This is a genomic window from Pseudomonas sp. UBA6315 (assembly GCF_002438125.1).
Taxonomy (GTDB): Bacteria; Pseudomonadota; Gammaproteobacteria; order Pseudomonadales; family Pseudomonadaceae; genus Aquipseudomonas; species Aquipseudomonas faucium.
This window is the reverse complement of the sequence record NZ_DJTF01000096.1, coordinates 1-20851: the sequence shown is the minus strand read 5'-3', so window position 1 is coordinate 20851 and position 20851 is coordinate 1. Positions and strand designations below refer to the sequence as shown.

Genomic DNA, 20851 nt, shown 5'->3' with positions numbered 1-20851 from the left:
CTGCCTGTTCGTCCTTGCCGCCGGGCGTGGCGCCCGGCGGGTTACTGCGGCCTCAGACGACATGGATGCCGTTTTGTACCCACAGGTGGTGGCTTGGGTCCTCCTGGGCCGTGTATTGGTTATAGTCGATGCCGTCGGCCACCTGGTTGCCGGTAAGCGCCCAGTTGTCCGTGAGGTGCACCGAATCCTTGTCATCGCCCTTGATGATCAGCGTGTCCTTGCCGGTTTCGGTGATGGCCACCACGTCCGCCAGGTTGAGGGTCAGCGCGACCGAGCTGGTGTCGTTGAGGTCGATGACTTCGATGTTGTGCACCCGCCCGACCAGGTTGCCCAGGTCGATGCTGGTATCGCCGCCACCCCACAGCAGGGTATCGGTGCCGGTGCCGCCGTCGACGCTGGCGAACTGCTGGTCGACCACCACCAGGGTGTCGTCGCCGGCCCCGCCTTGCAGGGTGATGTGGCCACCCTGGCTGCCCACCAGGTGGTCGTTGCCGTCGGTACCGGCGATGACGTCGCTGGCTGCGGCCGCCGCGGCCAGGGCCACGCCGTCGTCGAGGCTGTCGGCGAGCATCGAGGTGGTGGCGGTGAAGCCGGCCGCGTTGTCCAGGTTGATGGTCAGGGTGGCGGTGTCGCTGGTGCCGTTGGGGTGGGTCAGCTCATAGGTGAAGGTGTCGTGCTGGCCGATCACCGCCGAGGTGAGCCCACTGTTGAGGGTGTAGGTGTAGCTGCCGTCGGCATGCACCAGCAGCGAGCCATAGGTGCCGGCCACGGTGATGCCGTTGTAGCCCGGGATGGCGTAGGTGTTGCCGGCCACCAGCACGCTCAGCACGGTGAGCGACGAGCCGAGGTTGTCGGCCCCGTTGGGGTCGGTGATCAGGTTGCCACTGACGGCGGTGTAGTTGCTGACCACGAACTCGGTGAGGTGCGTGGTGGTGGCATTGAGGCTGGTGGTAATCGAGCTGAGCAGCCCGATACCGCTGGCGCTGACGCGCACCTGGTAGCTGCCGGCGCCCTGGCCGGTGAAGGTGTAGCCAGCGCCACCACCGAGCAGGGTCAGCAGCGAGCTGCCCGGTACCGACTGCACCAGCACGTACTGGCCGCTGGCATTGAGCTTGTACAGGGCGATGGTGGTACTGCCGAGCAGGGTCAGCAGGTTGGTGGAGTTGACCACCACTTGCAGGTCGGCGCTGGTGTTGGCGGCGACGGTGGTGTCGTAGTTGGCCTGGCGCCCGCCGATCAGCGGCAGGCTGAGCGTACCCAGGGTGCTGCTGCTGCTGTCGACCCGGTTGGCCAGGGTGATGTGGGTGCTGTCGACATCGTTGACCGCATCCACCACCGTGGCCGGCGCGCCGAGGTTGTTGCTGTTCCAGATCTCCGTGGCTTGCGGGCTGTCGATGCGCACATAGAGGGTTGCGCTATCGGACAGGCCGTTGCTGTGCACCAGCTGGTAGCTGAACACATCCACCTTGCCGACACTCGATGGCGTGCCGTTGGGGGTATAGGTGTAGGTGCCGTCGGCGCGGATCACCAGGGTGCCGTACAGGCCTTGCACTTCGGTGGCGCTGCCGGCGTTGACGTAGCTGCCGTTCTTCAATACCTGCAGCACGGCGCCGTTGTCCGGCCCACGGGAGTCGGTGCTGCCATCCACGCCTGGGTCGCTGATGACGTTGCCGGTCAGCGGCGTGCCGGTGCCGGTGAACTGCGTCAGGCTGGTGGTATCGATGTCCAGCGTGGTGGTGACGTTGGTTACCAGGCCAATGCCGCCGCTGCCGACGGTGAGGCGGTAGTCGCCGGCCTGCAGCACGCCGATATCGACGCGGATGCCCTGGCCCAGCGGCAGCAGGATCAGGTCCAGCAGGCCCTGGCTGTTGCCGGTGGCCAGGGTCACCCAGACGCCGGCGGCATTTTTCACCTGCAAGGTGAAGGTGGCGTTGTTGAGCAGCGCCAGGGCGCTGTTGGTGGTCAGGGTCAGGGTCGGGTCCACCGTGGTGCCGGCGCCCACCGTCCAGGTGTAGGTCTTGGTGAAGCCGGACAGCAAGGTGGTGAAGCTGTCGTTGTAGGTCTGGTGGCCGACCACCGGCGCCAGGTTGACCGTGGCGGTGGCCAGGTTGTCGCTGGCGATCACCGGCAGGTTGGCATCGACGTCGGGCGCGGTGATGTTGACGTTGCCGGAGACGTTGTTGCGTGGGTCGGTGAGGGTAATCGACAGCACCTGGCCGTTGTCCTGGGCTGGGCTCAGGGTCACGGTGAAGGTGCCGTTGCCTTGCACGGTCGCGGTCTGCAGCACGGTGCCGCTGGCGCTGCGCACGGTGACGGTGGCACCCGGCTCGCCGGTGCCGGTGAGGGTGCTGCCGTCGGCGCTGATCACCAGGTTGCCGGCGACTGCAGGCGGGGTGAGGTCGGGTGCGGTCAGGGCCGTGCCGGTCGAGACGTTCCCCGCACCGTCGGTGAGGGTGACGCTCAGCGCCTGGTTGTCGATCTGCGCCGCGGCCAGGCTGACCACGAACAGGCCGTTGCTGCCCACGATGGCGGTGCCGAGTACGGTGCCGGCACTGTTGCGCACGGTGACCGTGCTGCCGATCTGGCCGGAGCCGGTCACCGTGGTGCCGTTGGCGTTGATCGCTGCCACGGGGGCGGCGGGCGGGGTGGTGTCCGGCGCGGTGATCGAGGCACTGCCGGACTGGTTGCCAGCGGCATCGGCCTGGCGCACGGTGAGCAGTTGGCCGTCGTTCTGCGGGCTGCTGAGGGTGATGCTGAAGCTGCCGTTGGCTTGCACCACGGCGGTGCCCAGCGAGCCACCCGGGCCGGTCACGGTGACGGTCGCGCCCGGCTCGCCGGTCCCGGTCAGTACGGCGCCGCCGCCGCTGAGGATGAGGTTGCTCGGCGGGATCGGTGCCTGCACATCCGGTGCCGTGAAGCTGGTGCTGCCGGACACGTTCTGCGCGGCATCGGCCTGGCTCACGCTCAGCACCTGGCCGTTGAGCTGGGCGCCGTTGAGGTTGATGCTGAAGGCACCGCCCGCATTCACAACCCCTGTGCCCAGCACATTGCCGCCGGCATCGCGCACGGTGACCGTGGCGCCGGCTTCACCGGTACCGGTCAGCACCAGGCCGTTGGCCGACAGCGCCGTGACCAGCGGGTTGGCTGGCGGCGTGATGTCGGTGGCCACCAGGAACACCGGCTGCGATTCGCTGCCGAGCAGCGCCTGTGCGGTCACGGAAAGGTGCTGGCCGTTGAGCTGGGCGCTGCCCAGCGTGACGGTGAAGGCGCCACCGATGCCGGCAGTGGTAATGCCGATCTGCACACCCGACGAATCATAGACACGGACCGTTGCGCCAAGGACGGCGACGCCCGTCACCGTCAGGCCATTGGCGGCCAGCAGCACGTTGGTGGGTGGCTCCGGTGCTGCCACTACTGGGGTCAGGAAGGGCGTATCCACCGATACGTTGGAGGCCGCATCGGTCTGGTTCACGGTCAAGCTGGCCAGTGCACCCGGTGGTGGGCTCAGGGTGACCGAGAAATTGCCGGCAGCGTCGACCAGGGCAGTACCGAGCGTGGTGCCGCCGAGGGTGACCTTGACTGTCGCACCGGCCTCGCCGCGGCCGGTCAGGGTGGTGTTGTCGTGGCTGATGGCGAGGTTGGTGACGGCGGCGGGTGGCGAGGTATCGGTGGTCTGGTAGCTGGCCGGCAGCGAGACGTTGCCGGAGGCGTCGGTGGACACCACGCTCAGCAACTGCCCGTTGTTCTGCGGCGGGTTCAGGACCACGGTGAACTCACCACCCACTGGCACCGTGACGGTACCGACCACGTTGTTGCTCGGGTCGCGCACGGTGATGATGCTACCGACCTCGGCGGTACCGCTGAGCAAGGTGCCAGCGCCGGTCAGGGTCAGGTTGCTGGGCTGTGGTGGCGGGACGAGGTCCGGCGCGGTCAGCTGGAACGGCGCGGATGGGTTGCCCGCGGCGTCCTGGGCGATCAGGGTCAGGGCCTGGCCATTGATCTGCGGTGTGCCGAGGTTGAGCACGAAGGTGCCGTCAGCATCGACCACGCCTTGGCCGACCACGTCGCCGCGGTTGTTCATCACCGTGATGCGAGCGCCCGCTTCAGCTCGACCGGTCAGCTGGGTGCCGCTGGCGTTGAGCGAGGCAAGCGTGACGGTCGGTGGCGTGATGTCGACCGCCGTGACGGTGCTGATCGTCGAGACGTTGCCACTGGCGTCGGTCAGGCTCACTTGCAGCAGTTCGCCATTGAGCTTCGGTGTGTTGAGGTTGACAACGAAGGTGCCATTGGCGCCAACCGTGGCGGTGCCGACTTCCACGGCGCCGAGGTACACACGCACGGTGCTGCCGGCCTCGCCGGTGCCGCTGAGCTGATCGCCGCCAGCGTTCAGGTGCAGCCCCACTGCCGCAGCAGGCGGCGTCAGGTCCGGGGCATCGACCGTGACCGGCAGGCTGATGTTGCCGGGTGGGTCGGCCTGCTGCACCGACAGCACCTGCTGGTTGATCTGCGGCGGCGTCAGCTGGACGCTGAAGCTGCCATCGGCGAGCACCACGGTGGTGCCCAGTACCGCGCCTGCGGCATTGGTCACGGTGACGGTCGCACCCACTTCCCCGCGCCCGGTGACCACGCTGCCATCGGCGTTGATCGCCACATTGGTGAGCAGGGCCGGCGGGGTGAAGTCTGGGGTCTGCAAGGTCGCTACGGCCGACACGTTGCCGGCCGCGTCGGTCTGGGTAAAGCTCAGGATCTCGGCGTTGCCCAGTGCCGGGCTGAGGATGATGGTGAAGTGGCCGCTGGCATCGACCAGCGCCGTGCCGATCGGGTTGCCGGCTGGATCGCGCACGGTCACCAGCGCGCCCACTTCGCCGCGGCCGGTGAGGGTAGCGCCGTCGCTGGAAATCGCCAGCGCCGTTACGGCGGCGGGTGGCGTGGTGTCTGCCGCGGTGATCGGGCTTGGCAGCGACTGGTTGCCGGCGGCGTCGGTCAACACCACCTGCACTTGCTGGCCGTTGGCCTGGGGCGAGCCGAGGCTGACCTGGAAGGTGCCGTCGCCACGGACCACCGCCGTGCCCAGCACGCTGCCATCGGCGGCCAGCACTTTCACCGTGCTGCCGGCCTCGCCGGTGCCGTTGAGCAGGCTGCCGCCGGCACTGAAGGCAAGGTTGGCGGCGGGTGCGGGTGGCACGTGGTCAGGGGCGATGAGGCTGATGCTGTTCGACTCGTTGCCCGCGGCGTCGGTCTGGCTGGCGCTGAGCCGCTCGCCGTTGATCTGCGGGGTGCTCAAGGTAATGCTGAAATTGCCGTTGGCATCGACCACGGCGGTGCCAAGGTCGGCGCCGCCTTCACCGATCACGGTGACGGTGGCGCCCGCTTCGCCGCGCCCGCTGAGGGTCAGGCCGTCGCTGCCCAGCACCAGGTTGGTGAGCGGTTGCGGTGGGGTGATGTCCGGTGCCTGCAAGGTGGCCGGCAGCGAGGCGCTGCCGTCTGGGCCGGTGGCACTGACGGAGAGCACTTCGCCGTTGGCCTGGGCACTGCCGAGGGTGACGCTGAAGGTGCCGTCGTTGCCGACCGGCGCCGTGCCCAGCAACACGCCGCCAGGGCCATAGGCACTCACCGTGCTGCCCGGTGCCGCGCTGCCGGTGACCACCAGGCCATTGGCCGACAGCACCAGGTTGTCAGGGGCATCCGGCGCCAGGTTGCCGGGCGCGGTGACCGATTGCGGTGGCGACACGTTCTGGGCCGCATCGGTCTGGGTCACGCTGAGGTTTTCACCGGCAGACGCGGCCGGCGAGAGGTTGACGCTGAAGCGGCCATCGCTGCCGACCGTGGCGGTGCCCAGGGAGCTGCCGTCGGGCGCGCGCACGGTGACCGTGGCACCGGCTTCACCGGTACCGGTCAGGGTCGTGCCATTGGCCGCCACGGCCAGGTTGGCGACGGCGGCGGGCGGGGTGGTGTCGGCAGCGGTGTAGGGTGCGCTGGCCGATACGTTGCCGGCGGCATCGGTGGCGGTGACCTGCAAGGTCTGGCCGTTGGTCTGGGCACTGTTGAGGGTGACCTGGAAGGTGCCGTTGGCGTTGGCCACGGCGCTGCCCAGCAGGTTGCCTGCGGCGTCGCGCACGTTGACCGTGCTGCCCGCTTCGGCCTGGCCGCTCAGTTGCAGGCCGCTGCCGGCCAGGGCCAGCGCGGTTGGCGCGGCCGGTGGGGTGAGGTCCGGGGCGGTGACGGCGACGGCGGCCGAGGTGTTGTTGCCGGCGTCGGTCTGGGTCACGCTCAGGTGCTGGGCATTGAGCTGGGCACTGGTGAGGGTGAGGGTGAAGCTGCCGTTGGCGGCCACCAGGCCAGTGCCGATGATGGTGCCGTCCGGGCCGCGCACGGTCACGGTGGCACCGGCTTCGCCCAGGCCGGTCATGGTCAGGCCGTTGTTGTTGAGCGCCACGTTGGTCAGCGCCGCTGGCGGCGTCAGGTCTGGGGTGCTCAGGGTGAAGGCAGGCGAGGTGTTGCCGGCGGCGTCCACCTGGCTCACGCCAATTGCCTGGCCGCTGTTCTGCGGTGGGTCGAAGCTCACCGTGAAGCGCCCGTCGGCGCCCACGCTGGCGCTGCCGACCACATTGCCGGCGGCATCGCGCACCTGCACGGTGGCGCCCACTTCGCCGCTGCCGGACAACTGCTTGCCATCGGCGCTGAGGGCAACGTCGCTGACCGCTGCCGGTGGCGTGCGGTCGGGAGTCGCCACGTTGGCCGGGCCGGAGGTGTTGCCGGCGGCATCGGTCAGGGTGACTTGCAGCGCGCTGCCAGTAGTTTGTGCATTGGGCAGGGTGATCTGGAACTGGCCGCTCTGGTTGACCGTGCCGGTGGCCAGGATCGCGCCGCTGGCATCGCGGATGGTGACCGTCGCGCCCGCTTCACCCTGGCCGCTGACCACGGTGGCGGCGTTGTTCAGGCTAAGGCCTGTGGCCGCGTTTGGCGCTTGCAGGTCGAACGCCTGCTGGGTTGCGGCGAGCGAGACGTTGCCGGCCGCGTCGGCCTGGGTCACGGTGAGGGTCTGGCCATTGGCCTGCGGGGGTACCAGGCTGACGCTGAACAGCCCGTTGCTGCCCACGGTCGCGGTCCCCAGCACAGTGCCCTGGGCATCCACCACGCGCACGGTGGCGCCTACTTCGCCATGGCCGGTGAGGGTGCTGCCGACGCGGTCGATGGTCAGTTGGGTCGGTGCGTCTGGTGCGGTGGTGTCCGCTGCCACCACGGTGGCGGGCACCGAGGGCTTGCCGCTGAGTGCGTCGCGGGCGGTGACCTGCAGGGTTTGCGCGTTGAGCTGGGCGTTGCTGAAGAACACGCGGAAGAAGCCATCGCTGCCGACCACGGCGGTACCCAGCGTGGTGCCACCAGAGGTCACGGTGATCAGCGAGCCCACGGTACCTTCGCCAGTGAGCAGGAAGCCGTCGGCACTGATCTGCAGGTCGCTTGGCGTGGCCACTTCGTTGCCAGCAGGGCCGTTGAGATCGGTAGAGGAGTCCAGGCCGGCCTTATCGGTGACCACGACCTGCACGGTATCGCTGGTGACCAGCGGCGGATCGACGGCGATCACGAAGGTGCCGTCCGGGCCTGCCGTGGCAGTGCCCAGCACGACGCCGCCCTTCTCCACGGTGACGGTGCTACCGGGCTCGGCGGTGCCGCCGACGGTCTTGCCATCTGCACTCACGGTGAGGTTGCTGGCGGGGGCAGGTGGGGTGGTGTCGGGGGCATTGATGGTTGTGGTGGTGTCGTTACCGGCGGCATCCGAAACCACCACGGTGACGCTCTGGCCATTGGTGAGTGGCGGCGTCAGCGTCACGCTGAAGCTGCCATCGGCGTCCACCGGTACATCGGCGGTGGTGCCGTTGGGGCTGGTGATGGTCACCGTGCTTGCACCCGGTGCGCTGCCGCTGACGGTGGTGCCGTCCGGGCTGACGGTCACATCCACCAGGGCCGGCGGTGTGTGATCGGGAGCAGTGGCTTGGCCAGCGGTGGAAACATTGTTGGCCGCATCGGTCAGGGTGATCTGCAGTTGCTGGCCATCCACCTGTGCAGGCGCCAGTGTCACGGTGAAGTTGCCACCGGCAGGGACCACCACGGTGCCCAGCAAATCGCCATTGGCATTGCGCACCTGCACGGTCGAGCCGACTTCGCCGGTACCGTGCAGCTGGGTGCCATCGGCGCTGACCTGCAGGCCGGTCGGGGTGGTGGGCGCGGTGGTGTCGGCGGCGGTGATGGTGGCGGATGGCGAGTTGTTGCCAGCGGCATCCTGCAGCACCACCGACAGCGCTTGGCCGTTGGCCTGGGCCGGTGTCAGGGTAATGCTGAAGGTGCCGTCCGGATCGACCGTGCCGCTTCCCAGCACTTGCCCGGCGGCGTTGCGAACGGTCACCGTGGCGCCGGCTTCACCCTGGCCGCCGAGCACTGAGCCGCCAGCGCTCAGGGCCAGGTCATGGGCAATTTCGGGTGCCTGCAGGTCGTTGGCGGTCAGGGTGCCGGCACCGGAGAGGTTGCCGGCGGCGTCTGCCTGGGTAACCGACAAGGTCTGGCCGTTCAGCTGCGCAGGGGTGAGGGTGACGTGGAAGCTGCCATCGGCCGCCACCACGGCGGTGCCCAGCAGCACGCCGCCGGTGCCGGTGACTTGCACCCGGGCGCCGGGTTCGCCGCTACCGGAAACGACCGTGCCGTCGGCCGACAGGCTCAGGCCGCCAGGGGTGCCGGGCGCCACGCTGTCCGGCGCGGTCAGCGCGGTAGACGCAGAGACGTTGCCGGTAGGGTCTTTCTGTTCAACGGTCAATGCCTGGCCGTTGGTCTGTGGTGTAGCGAGGGTAACGCTGAAGCTGCCGTCGCCTGCGACCTGCGCAGTGCCCAGCACGCTGCCGTCGGGGCCGCGCACGGTGACGGTGGCGTTCGGCTCGCCGGTGCCGGTGACGGTGGTGCCGCTGGCATTGATGAGTGGATCGACCACGGCTTGCGGCGGGGTGCTGTCCGGCGCTGTGAAGCTGACCGGGCCGGCGCTGTTGCCGAGGCTGTCGGTGGCGTCCACGCTCAGGCTTTCGCCATTGCGCTGGGGTTGGTTGAGGGTCACGTCGAAGCGCCCGTCGGCGCCCACCACGGCAGTGCCCAGCACGCTGCCATCGGCGGCGCGCACGGTGATGGTCGAGCCCACCTGGCCAACGCCTGTGAGGTGCAGGCCGGCCGTGTCGATGGCCAGCGCCGAGGGTTGCAGCGGGCCGTCCAGGTCGGGGGCGGTGAGGTTGGCGGTGGAGCTGTTGCCGGCGCCGTCAGTGAGGACAATGTCCAGCACCTGGCCGTCGGTCTGCGGCGACGTCAGGGTGAGGGTGAATACGCCGTTGGCGCCGACCACGGCGACGCCCAGGAAGTCGCCCTGGGCATTGCTGACGTGCACGGTGGCGCCGGGTTCGCCGCGGCCGGTGAGGGTTACCCCATCGGCGGCAAGCTGCAGGTTGGTGGCGGCATTGGGCGGGGTGATGTCGGGCGCCGTGGTCGGGGTCGGCAACGAGGTGCTGCCGCCGACGATGGCGACCACATCGAGCACTTCGCCGTTGGCCTGGGGTGGGTTGAGCACGATGCTGAAGCGGCCATCGGCGCCCGCCTGGACGCTGCCCAGCAGGTTGCCGGCGGCATCGTGTACTTCTACCAGGCTGTTGGCCGGGGCGCTGCCGCTGATGCTGGAGCCGTCGGCGGCCACGGTGAGGTCGGCAGGGCTTTGCGGCAGTGGGGTGATCGGCACGATGACGCTGGCGCCCACGGAGCTGTTGCCAGCGGCGTCGGTTTGCACCAGGACCAGGACCTCACCGGCACTGACAGGGCCGTCGAGGTCGATGTGGAAGGTGCCGTTGGCGTTTACCGTACCGGTGCCGAGGAGGTTGCCGTCGGTATCGCGCACTTCAACCTTGGCCCCCGCTTCGCCACGGCCGGCAAGCGCCACGCTGCCGGCGCCGACTACCACGTCGGTGACCAGCCCTGGCGGGGTGATGTCCGGGGCGGTGTAGCTCAGCGGCGCCGAGCTGTTGCCCGCCGCATCGATCACGCGGATGTCCAGGATCTCGCCATTGGCCTGGGCCGGGTTGAGGGTGAGGCTGAAGGTGCCGTCTGCAGCAACGATGGCGCTGCCGATCAGGGTGCCGTTGGCGTCACGTACCTCGACACGGGCGTTGCCTTCGGCGTTGCCCGCCAAGGTGAGGCCGTCGGTCAGGCTGAGGCCGCTGGGTTGGCCAGGGGCTATCAGGTCCGGGGCGGTCAGCGGGCTGGGGAGCGAGACATTGCCGGCGGCGTCGGTCAGGGTCACTTGCAGCGACGAGCCATTCACCACCGGGGCAGTCAGTTGCAGGTTGAAGCTGCCATCTGCCTGCACGGTACCGGTGCCTATCACCTGGCCCTGGTCGTCGAGCACCTTGACCGTGGCGCCGATTTCGCCCCGGCCCGACACGGTACGCCCATCGGCGCTGATCACCAGGTTGCTGGCCGGCGCAGGCGGGGTGGTGTCGCCACCGCCGGCGTCGATGTCCGGCGCGGTGACGTTGCCGGCCGTGGAGGTATTGCCGGCGCCATCGGTAGCGGTCACCTGCAGTTGCTCGCCATCGACCTGCGGCGGGGTGAGGGTGATGCTGAAGGCGCCATTGGCGCCCACTACGGTACTGCCCAGCACGGTGGTGCCGTCGGCAGCCAGCACGCGCACGGTGCTGCCCGGCTCGGCGCGGCCACTGACCACGCTGCCGTCGGCGCTGACCGTGAGGTCGGCCGGGGCGGCGGGGGCGGTGATGTCGGGTGCGGACACCGGCACCGGCAGCGAGGTGGCGTTGCCTTCGACCGCGACCACGTCGAGCAGTTGGCCGTTGGCTTGCGCCGGGCTCAGTGCGACGGTGAAGGTGCCGTCGGCACCCACTACGATGCTGCCGACCACGTTGCCGTTGGCGTCATGCACTTCCACCCGGCTGCCGACCGGGGCACTGCCGCTGATGCTGCTGCCGTCAGCGGCGATGACCAGGTTGCTCGGGCTGTCGGGGGTTGCTGCCAGCGGCACTTGGTAGTCCAGCACGGAGGAGCTGTTGCCGGCGCTGTCGATCTGCACCAGGTCCAGTTGCGCGCCCGGCTGCACGGCCGGGTCGAGGTCGATCAGGAAGGTGCCGTTGGCAGCGACCACGCCACTGCCGATCAGGTTGCCATCGGCATCACGCACCTCGACCGTGGCACCGGCTTCGCCACGGCCGGCCAGTTGCAAGCCGCCGCTGCCGACCACGATATTGCTGACCAGGCCCGGCGCGGTGATGTCCGGGGCTTGGAAGTCGAGCGCGGCAGAGCGGTTGCCGGCGGCATCGACCAGGCGTATGTCGAGGGTTTCGCCATTGGCCTGGGCGGGGTTGAGGGTGAGGCTGAAGGTACCGTCGGCACCGACCTGGCCGGTGCCGATCAGGGCGCCATTGGCATCATGCACCTGCACGGTTGCGCCGGGCTCGCCACGGCCGCTGAGGGTGACCCCGTCGACCAGTGCCAGGTCGCTCGGTTGCGCGGGCGGCTGCAGGTCGCTGGAGGTCACCGGGGCGGGCGACGACACGTTGCCCGCCGCATCGACGAGCACCACCTGCAAGGTGCTGCCGTCGTTCACCGGCGGGGCAAGGGTGAGCTGGAAGGTGCCGTCGGCGCCCACTGTGCCGGTGGCGATCAGGTTGCCGCCGGCATCGCGCACCTGCACGGTGCTGCCCACTTCGCCGCGGCCGCTGAGTTGAGCGCCAGCCAGGCCGATCACCAAATTGCTGGCGGCATCGGGCGGGGTGGTGTCGCCGCCGTCGATGTCCGGTGCGGTGACGTTGCCGGCCGTGGAGATATTGCCGGCAGGGTCGGTGGCGGTCACTTGCAGGTGTTCGCCGTCGACCTGCGGCGGGGTCAGGGTGATGCTGAAGGCACCGCTGGCACCGACCACCGCGCTGCCCAGCACGGTGGTGCCATCGGCGGCGAGAATGCGCACGGTGCTGCCCGGTTCGGCGCGCCCGCTGACGACGCTGCCGTCGGCGCTGATGGTCAGCTCGGCGGGGGTGGCCGGGGCGGTGATGTCCGGTGCGGACACCGGCACCGGCAGCGACGAGGCGTTGCCTTCGACCGCGACCACGTCGAGCACCTGGCCATTGGCTTGCGGGGGTACCAGGGCAACGGTGAAGGTGCCATCGGCGCCCACCACGATGGTGCCCACCAGGGTACCGTTGGCGTCGTGCACTTGCACCCGGCTACCGGCCGGGGCATTGCCGCTGATGCTGCTGCCGTCGCCGGCGATGACCAGGTTGCTCGGGCTGTCGGGGGTTGCCGTCAGCGGCACCTGGTAGTCCAGCACGGGGGAGCTGTTGCCGGCGCTGTCGATCTGCACCAGGTCCAGTTGCGCGCCCGGCTGCACGGCCGGGTCGAGGTCGATCAGGAAGGTGCCGTTGGCACCGACCACGCCACTGCCGATCAGGTTGCCGTTGGCATCGCGCACCTCCACGGTGGCGCCGGCTTCGCCACGGCCGGCCAGTTGCAGGCCGCCGCTGCCGACCACGACATTGCTGACCAGGCCCGGCGGGGTGGTGTCCGGGGCTTGGAATTCAAGTACGGCGGAGCGGTTGCCGGCGGCATCCACCAGGCGAATGTCGAGGGTTTCGCCGTTGGCCTGGGCGGGGTTGAGGGTGAGGCTGAAGGTGCCGTCGGCAGCGACCTGGCCAGTGCCGATCAAGGTGCCATTGGCATCGCGCACCTGCACGGTCGAGCCCGGCTCGCCATGGCCGCTGAGGGTGATGCCGTCGGTCAGTGCCAGGTCGGTCGGTTGCGCGGGCGGCTGCAGGTCGCTCGACGTAATCGGCGTGGGCGGTGATACGTTGCCCGCCGCATCGACCAGCACCACCTGCACGGTGCTGCCATCGTTCACCGGCGGGGCAAGGGTGAGCTGGAAGGTGCCGTCGGCGCCCACCGTGCCGGTGGCAATCACGTTGCCAGCGGCGTCACGTACCTGCACGGTGCTGCCGGCTTCGCCGCGCCCGCTCAGTTGTGCACCGGCCAGGCCGAGCACCAGGTTGCTGGGGGCATCGGGGGGCGTGGTGTCGCCGCCGTCAACATCAGGGGCGGTGACGTTGCCTGGCACCGAGGTATTGCCGGCAGCGTCGGTTGCGGTCACTTGCAGCTGTTCGCCGCTGACCTGAGGCGGGTCGAGGGTGACGCTGAACTCACCGTTGGCACCCGCCACGGCGGTGCCCAGCACGGTGGTGCCGTCGGCAGCGATGATGCGCACGGTGCTGCCAGGTTCGGCGCGCCCGGTGAGCACGCGGCCGTCGGCGCTGACCGCAAGCCCGGTCGGCGCATCGGGCGCGGTGGTATCGGGAGGGTTGCCGATCCCGTCATCCGGTGCGCTGACTCCTGCTGGCGCCGAGGTGTTGCCGGCAGGGTCCTGGGCGGTGACCTGCAGGGCCTGGCCATCGGTCTGCGGTGGCTGCAAGGTGACGCTGAAGGTGCCGTCGGCGCCCGCAACGCCGGTGCCCAGCAGCGTGCCGTCGGGGCCGCGCACTTGCACGCTGGCGCCGGGTTCGGTGCGCCCGGTGAGGGTGGTGCCTTGCGGGTTGATCGTCAGGTCACTGGGCGGTTGTGGTGGCGTGGTGTCCGGCGCGGCAATGACGCCCACCTGCGAGCTGTTGCCGGCGCCATCGGTGAGGGTGACGCCAAGGTTTTCGCCATTGAGCTGGGGCGTGCTCAGCGGCACGTTGAAGGTGCCATCGGCACCCACCGTGCCGGTGCCGATCACATTGCCCGCTGCATCGCGCACCGTGACCGTGGAGCCTGCTTCGCCGCGCCCGGTGATGCGCAGGCCATCGGCTGAAACCAGCAGGTCGATGGCGCTGGCCGGTGGCGAGGTATCGCCAGAGCCACCGCCGCCACCGCCACCACTGCTGTGGTCGGCCGCCGCGGCCGCACCGCCGACGCCAAGCAGGCTGAGGCCGGCAATGGCCCAGGTGGGCGTGGCACTGCCGGCCACACCGATACCGGCCACCAGCTCATCGAGCGAGGACACTTCGTCGAAGGTGAAGCCGGTGAAGGCGGTGGCGTCATAGTTGGCGTGCCACAGGGTGCCGTCTTCGCCGACGAACACCATGTCGCTGCCCACGCCCGCCTGGTCCATGGCGAAGAAGTTGCCGACGGTGATTTTTTCCCCGGACTTGAGCGTGACGATCAGGTCCTGGCCATGCCGGGTGACGGTGGCCACCTGGTCGGGGGCCACCGGCATCTGCACGACACCTGGGCTTTTCAGTGTGATGTTGCCCCAGGCGTTCTGGGTGGCGACGGCGGATTGCTTGTCGGCGACGACGATGTTGTCCATGGATGCTCCCTGCTGATGTGCGGTACGGATCGCTTCTGCGACCCCGGCTGGCGCACCCTGCCCTGCGAGTGGGGCTGGGTGCGCGCAGCTTGGCCGTGTAACGGCCCTGCTACCGGTGTTTAGGGAGATATAGCAGCCCGGTGGGAAGCAACCAGAGGCTTTATGGGTTAATCCTTTGGTACGAAAGTACTAGCGAAGGCCCAGGCGCCGGGCCAGGCGGCTGAGGTTGGCGCGGTCCAGGCCCAGCTCGCGGGCGGCGGCTGCCCAGTTGTCCTGATGACGCTGCAGGCAGGCGTCGATCACCTGGCGCTGGTAGGCGTCGACGGCTTCGCGCAGGCCACCTTCGGGCAGGGTGGGCTGCGCTGCGGCGAGGGCGGGGGAGGGCGGCGCCGTCAAGACGGGGGTGGTGCGCAGGTCGAGGTCGCTGGCCTCCAGGGTGAGAATGCGCGGGCGCTGCGGGTGTTGGCCCATGGCCTTGAGCGCCGAACGGCCGATCAAGTGTTCCAGCTCGCGCACGTTGCCGGGCCAGTCGTAGGCCAGCAGCGCGGCCTGGGCTTCGCTGCTCAGGCGCAGGCTGTTGAGCCCCAGGCGCGATCGGTTCTGTTCGAGGAAGTAGCCGGCCAATAGCAGCACGTCACGCCCACGTTCGCGCAAGGGCGGCACCTGCAGCGGATACACGCTCAGGCGGTGGTAGAAGTCGGCGCGGTAGTTGCCGTTGCGCACTTCCGCGGCCAGGTCGCGGTTGGTGGCGGCGATCAGGCGCACGTCGACCCGGTGCTCGCGGTCCGAGCCAAGGCGCTGCAGTTGCCCGCTCTGCAACACGCGCAGCAGCTTGGCCTGCACGGTCAGCGACAGCTCGCCCACTTCATCGAGAAACAGCGTGCCGCCGTTGGCCAGTTCGAACTTGCCCCGGCGCTCGCCATGGGCGCCGGTGAAGGCACCACGCACATGGCCGAACAGCTCGCTCTCGACCAGGGTGTCGGGCAGGGCGGCGCAGTTGAGGCTGACCAGGGGTTTGTCGGCGCGGCTGCTGGCCTGGTGCAGGGCCTGGGCGACCAGCTCCTTGCCCACGCCGGTTTCACCGGTGATCAGCACGGTCAGGTCGCTGCCGCCGACCAGGCGGATTTCTTCCACCAGCTGCTTGTGCGCCTTGCTCTGGCCGATCAGCTCTCGGTCCTGGCCGCTGGCCTGGCGGTAGATTTCGGCGCGGTGGTGTTCGTCCTCGGCGCGCAGGGCCAGGTGTTCGATGCGCTCGGCCACGGTCACGGTGGCGGCGGCCAGGCTGGCGAAGGCCTGCAGGGCATCCAGCTCCATGCTCTGAAACTGGCCGGGGGTGAGGGCGTCGAGGGTCACCAGGCCCCAGGGGCGCTCATCGACCATCAGCGGGCAGCCCATGCAGTCGTGCACTTCGAGGTCGGCATCGGGGGCGTTGACCAGGCCGTCGTAGGGGTCGGGCAGCTCGGAGTCGCTGGCAAAGCGAGTGGGCTCCGGGCGGCTGAGCAAAATCTGGAAGCGCGGGTGCTCGCTGACCTTGAAGCGCCGGCCCAGGGTGTCGGGCGACAGGCCATCGACCGCCAGCGGCACCAGCCATTCGCCGTCCAGGCGCAGCAACGCGGCGGCGTCGCACGGCAGCAGGCCGCGCATGGCCTGCAGCAGGCGCCGGTAGCGCTCCTGGTCGGGCAGGTCGCGGGAAAGGTCGCTGACCAGGGGCAGCAGTGCGGTGAGCAAGGGCTTTGCGGTCATAAAGACTCCTGTTGGTCGTTATGACTATACATCCGTCTTGGTCGTTTTGACATGGTTGGCGTCAAGCCCCTGATTTTGCTGGAGTAAAAAGTTGGCACGATTGCTGAATTGCTTACTGCAACTTTTCAAGCCTCAGGTTCAGGAGTCGTGCAAATGCTCAATGCCGAACAACGTGCAATCATCAAGGCCACCGTCCCCCTGCTGGAAACGGGCGGCGAAACCCTGACCACCCACTTCTACAAGATGATGCTCGACGAGTACCCCGAGGTACGCCCACTGTTCAACCAGGCCCACCAGGCCAGCGGTGACCAGCCACGGGCACTGGCCAACGGCGTGCTGATGTACGCGCGCCACATCGACCAGCTGGAGCAGTTGGGCGGCCTGGTCGGGCAGATCATCAACAAGCATGTGGCCTTGCAGATTCTGCCGGAGCATTACCCGATCGTCGGTAGCTGCCTGTTGCGCGCCATCGAAGAAGTGCTCGGCAAGGAAATCGCCACCCCCGAGGTCATTGCTGCCTGGGGAGCTGCCTACGGCCAGCTGGCCGACATCCTCATCGGCGCCGAGGAAGGCCTCTATAAACAGAAGGAAGAAGCGGCCGGTGGCTGGCGCGGTACCCGTGAGTTCCGCCTGGTACGCCGCGAGCAGGAAAGCAGCGAGATCGTTTCCTTCTATTTTGCCCCGGTCGACGGTAAACCGGTGCTCAAGGCCGAGCCTGGCCAGTACATCGGCTTGCAGCTGTTCATCGACGGTGCCGAGCAGCGTCGCAACTATTCGCTGTCGGCGCTCTGCGATGGCCAGCAGTACCGCATCAGCGTCAAGCGCGAGGCGGGCGGCAAGGTTTCCAACTACCTGCATGACCAGCTGATGGTCGGCGAAACGCTGCAGCTGTTCCCGCCTTCCGGTGACTTCACCCTGGCCGCCAGCGACAAGCCGCTGGTGCTGATCAGCGGCGGGGTGGGGATCACGCCGACGCTTGCCATGCTCGAGGCGGCGCTGCAGACCGAGCGGCCGGTGCACTTCATTCACTGCGCCCGCAATGGTTCGGTGCATGCGTTCCGCGATTGGATCGATGGGTTGGCCGCGCGTCATCCTCAGCTCACGCGCTTTTATTGCTATGCCGAAGAGGAGGGCGCGGACGGTGCCCACGCGGTGGGCCTGCTGAGCCAGGAGCTGCTGGGCGAGTGGCTGCCGGGTGAGCGTGACGTGGATGCGTACTTCCTGGGGCCGAAGGGGTTCATGGCGGCGATCAAGCGGCAACTGAAGGCGCTCGGGGTGCCTGAGGCGCAAAGCCGTTACGAGTTCTTCGGGCCGGCGGCTGCTCTGGAATGATGGGGTGACGGTACGGGCCCTATCGCCGGCAAGCCGGCTCCCACACGAGGTTGTGGGAGCCGGCTTGCCGGCGATAGGGCCGGTACCTGCGCCTTCTATATATAAGGAAAGATGAACCGCAACGGCCATCTTTCACCTTTAATCCTCCTTTAATCACTGTATCCTTCACTCCCGGGTGTCGAGGGGCTTGCTCCTGCGCGGCACCTGGGCAGCCGCTTTTTACTGGCCGACGTTGAACCGACGTCGCCGCAGCCGGTCTGAAGCCAGCTCCGGATAGCTCAGCTGCGTGCCACCTCCTCGACACGCAACGAGGTTCTGCCTGCGTGTAGACTTGCGCCAGGCAGGCAAAGCACGCTGCCCTCTATCCATCGAAGGAATCGGCAATGAACGAACAAACATCGCGCCTGAATCGGGAACGGCGCTTTCTGGTGCTGCTGGGGCTGATATGCGTGGCCATGCTCGGCGGCGCGTTGTACATGCAAGTGGTGCTGGGCGAAGCGCCATGCCCGCTGTGTATCCTGCAGCGCTATGCCTTGCTGTTCATCGCGATCTTCGCCTTCATCGCCGCGGCGATGCCCGGCAAGCGCAGCCTGACCTTCTTCGAGTGCCTGGTGGTGCTGAGCGCAATTGGCGGAATCGTTGCGGCTGGCAACCATGTGTATATACTCGCCAACCCCATGGTCAGTTGCGGCATCGACACCCTGCAGCCGATCGTCGATGACCTGCCCCTGGCCAAGCTCTGGCCACTGGCCTTCCAGGTCGACGGCTTCTGCAGCACGCCATACCCGCCGCTGCTCGGCCTGTCCCTGGCGCAATGGGCTCTGCTGGCGTTCGTGCTGACGGCCATCCTGGTACCGCTCGGCATCTATCGCAACCGCCGCCAGCGTTAGACGTTAGTCCCGATTTCAGTGGGGGCTTTTGCACCCACAGAGAAGAGGGAAAAGTCCCCTCCCGCTTGATCCAGATCAATCACGAAGCCTTGCGGCATGCGGCTTTGAGGGCTAGCAAGCGGGGTGCGACAAACTGTCGCGAAGTTGATTTCCCACCCTTGATTGTTACGTATTCTGTAAAAGACTGTTGCTCAATAAGTCATAGTCAAGGGTTGGCGACCTCACTACAATCGCCCCCAATTTCCGTTCGGCACTGCTTGCGAGTCGCAGGATTGAAGGAAGCCTCAGCGCTTTCTTTTGCTGACTTCGTCAAGTTTCGCCCAGCGGCGATACCGGGCGGATACCCCTCCGCGTTTTCCCGCACCAAATGGACTTGGTCTGAAGTACAGGCCTGTTGCCTACGAAACCATAAGCACCGCTAACCCGCTTGAGCCAAGGTCCTGCAGTCAGACCCCAGGCAGGAGCGAGTACGGGCGTGAATTGCCTCACTTGGCAGGACGAAGTGTTGGCCACCAAAACACAAATTGCATTGAAGCAAGCTGATCTAGAGGTCGTGAGATGAGTAAAAAGCGTTACCCCAGACTGTTTGGCATATTGCCCTTTTTAGGCATGCTTTTACTCAGTGGGTGCAACTGGACCCTGCTCGACCCGAAAGGTCAGGTCGGCATTGAGCAAAAGAACCTCATCCTCATCGCTACCGGCCTGATGCTGCTGGTGGTGATCCCGGTCATCATCATGACCGTGGCGTTCGCCTGGAAGTACCGTGCTTCCAACAAGGCGGCCACCTACACCCCCGACTGGTCGCACTCGACCAAGATCGAGGCCGCGGTGTGGATCATCCCGATCATCATCATCATCGCCCTGGGTTATGTCACCTACCACTCCACCCACAAGCTGGACCCATACCGTCCACTGGACTCGGACGTCAAGCCGATCCAGATCGACGTGGTCGCACTGGACTGGAAGTGGCTGTTCATCTACCCGGAGCAGGGCATCGCGACGGTCAACAAGATCAACTTCCCGGCTAACACCCCGGTCAACTTCCGCGTCACTTCCGACGCCGTGATGAACTCGTTCTTCATCCCGGGCCTGGGCGGCCAGATCTACGCCATGGCCGGCATGACCACCAAGCTGCACCTGATCGCCAACGAAAACGGCGAGTTCGACGGTATCAGCGCCAACTACAGCGGCGCTGGCTTCACCGGCATGAAATTCAAGGCTACTGCAACTTCCCAGGAAGACTTCGACAAGTGGGTCGCCGAGGTCAAGCAGTCGCCGTTGAAACTGGGCGAGGCCGAGTACCAAGCACTGGCCAAACCTAGCGAATACAACCCAGTCGCGCTGTACAGCGAGGCACCAGCAGAGCTGTTCCAGTCGATCGTCGACAAGTACGAAGGCATGAACCGCGGCAAGCCGGTCCACGAAGAAGCAGGCAGCAAAGATCTGGCCACTACCAAGGGTGTGGAATCGAGTATGCAACCAGCTGCCGGGGCAGAGGAGTAAGAGATGTTCGGTAAATTAAGCCTGGAGGCGATACCCTATCACGAGCCGATAGTCATGGTGACGCTTGCCATGATCGCGCTCGGTGGTATCGCTGTCGTCGGTCTAATCACCTATTTCCGCAAGTGGACCTACTTGTGGACCGAGTGGCTGACCACGGTCGACCACAAGAAAATCGGGGTGATGTACATCATCGTCGCGATGATCATGCTGCTGCGCGGCTTTGCCGACGCCATCATGATGCGTACACAGCTTGCAGCTGCTACCGGCGGCTCCGAAGGCTACCTGCCGCCTGAACACTATGACCAGATCTTCACCGCTCACGGTGTGATCATGATCATCTTCATGGCGATGCCGTTCTTCACCGGCCTGATGAACCTGGCGGTTCCTCTGCAGATCGGTGCACGTGACGTTGCCTTCCCGTTCCTGAACTCCCTGAGCTTCTACCTGCTGCTGGCAGGCGTGCTGCTGGTCAACATCTCCCTGGGCGTCGGCGAATTCGCCAAGACCGGTTGGGTTGCCTATCCGCCGCTCGCGGGTATCCAGTACAGCCCTGGGGTGGGTGTCGACTACTACATCTGGGCGCTACAGCTATCCGGATTGGGTACGACGCTTACCGGTGTGAACTTCCTCGTCACCGTGATGAAGATGCGCGCACCTGGCATGAAACTGATGGACATGCCGATCTTCACCTGGACCTGCACCTGGGCCAACGTCCTGATCGTCGCCTCCTTCCCGATCCTGACCGCTGCACTCGCACTGCTGACCGTTGACCGTTATCTGGACTTCCACATCTTCACCAACGAGCTTGGTGGGAACCCGATGATGTACGTCAACCTGTTCTGGGCGTGGGGCCACCCTGAGGTCTACATCCTGATCCTGCCGGCCTTCGGCGTGTTCTCGGAAGTGACTTCGACCTTCTCCGGCAAGCGTCTGTTCGGCCACCACTCGATGATCTACGCATCGGGCGCGATCGCCATCCTGGGCTTCGCGGTCTGGCTGCACCACTTCTTCACCA

The 20851-nt window shown here is 67.2% G+C and carries 6 protein-coding genes; 4 read left to right on the top strand and 2 right to left on the bottom strand.

What is annotated here, in order from left to right; all coding sequences use genetic code 11:
• Positions 1–52: 52 nt before the first annotated feature.
• The gene (locus tag B3E94_RS12350) at positions 53–14368 is read right to left on the bottom strand and encodes a BapA/Bap/LapF family large adhesin (protein WP_286913710.1); all 14316 of its coding nucleotides are present in this window, start codon (positions 14366–14368) and stop codon (positions 53–55) included.
• 189 nt (positions 14369–14557) lie between these two features.
• A complete protein-coding gene (norR, locus tag B3E94_RS12345) occupies positions 14558–16111 on the bottom strand; it encodes a nitric oxide reductase transcriptional regulator NorR (RefSeq protein ID WP_286913709.1) in 1554 nt (517 codons plus the stop codon).
• A gap of 153 nt (positions 16112–16264) precedes the next feature.
• On the opposite strand from norR, the gene hmpA reads away from it, so the two are divergent.
• From hmpA to B3E94_RS12325, 4 genes are all read left to right on the top strand, one after another.
• Positions 16265–17443 (top strand): NO-inducible flavohemoprotein, encoded by a 1179-nt coding sequence (hmpA, locus tag B3E94_RS12340; protein WP_286913708.1) that lies wholly within the window; start codon positions 16265–16267, stop codon positions 17441–17443.
• A gap of 383 nt (positions 17444–17826) precedes the next feature.
• Positions 17827–18333, top strand: coding sequence for a disulfide bond formation protein B (locus B3E94_RS12335; RefSeq protein ID WP_176515285.1), 507 nt, complete (start codon positions 17827–17829; stop codon positions 18331–18333).
• A gap of 558 nt (positions 18334–18891) precedes the next feature.
• On the top strand, positions 18892–19836 hold the full coding sequence (gene cyoA / locus B3E94_RS12330) for a ubiquinol oxidase subunit II (protein WP_176515286.1): 945 nt from the start codon (positions 18892–18894) through the stop codon (positions 19834–19836).
• Between the two features lie 3 nt (positions 19837–19839).
• A partial coding sequence (locus B3E94_RS12325) for a cbb3-type cytochrome c oxidase subunit I (protein ID WP_286913707.1) occupies positions 19840–20851 on the top strand: 1012 nt, incomplete at its 3' end.

What these genes read in the sequence shown, in the direction of transcription:
- B3E94_RS12335 (WP_176515285.1), top strand. Translation starts at nt 17,827, where the DNA reads ATGAACGAACAAACATCGCGCCTGAATCGGGAACGGCGCTTTCTGGTG.
- B3E94_RS12350 (WP_286913710.1), bottom strand. Translation starts at nt 14,368, where the DNA reads ATGGACAACATCGTCGTCGCCGACAAGCAATCCGCCGTCGCCACCCAG.
- hmpA (WP_286913708.1), top strand. Translation starts at nt 16,265, where the DNA reads ATGCTCAATGCCGAACAACGTGCAATCATCAAGGCCACCGTCCCCCTG.
- norR (WP_286913709.1), bottom strand. Translation starts at nt 16,111, where the DNA reads ATGACCGCAAAGCCCTTGCTCACCGCACTGCTGCCCCTGGTCAGCGAC.
- cyoA (WP_176515286.1), top strand. Translation starts at nt 18,892, where the DNA reads ATGAGTAAAAAGCGTTACCCCAGACTGTTTGGCATATTGCCCTTTTTA.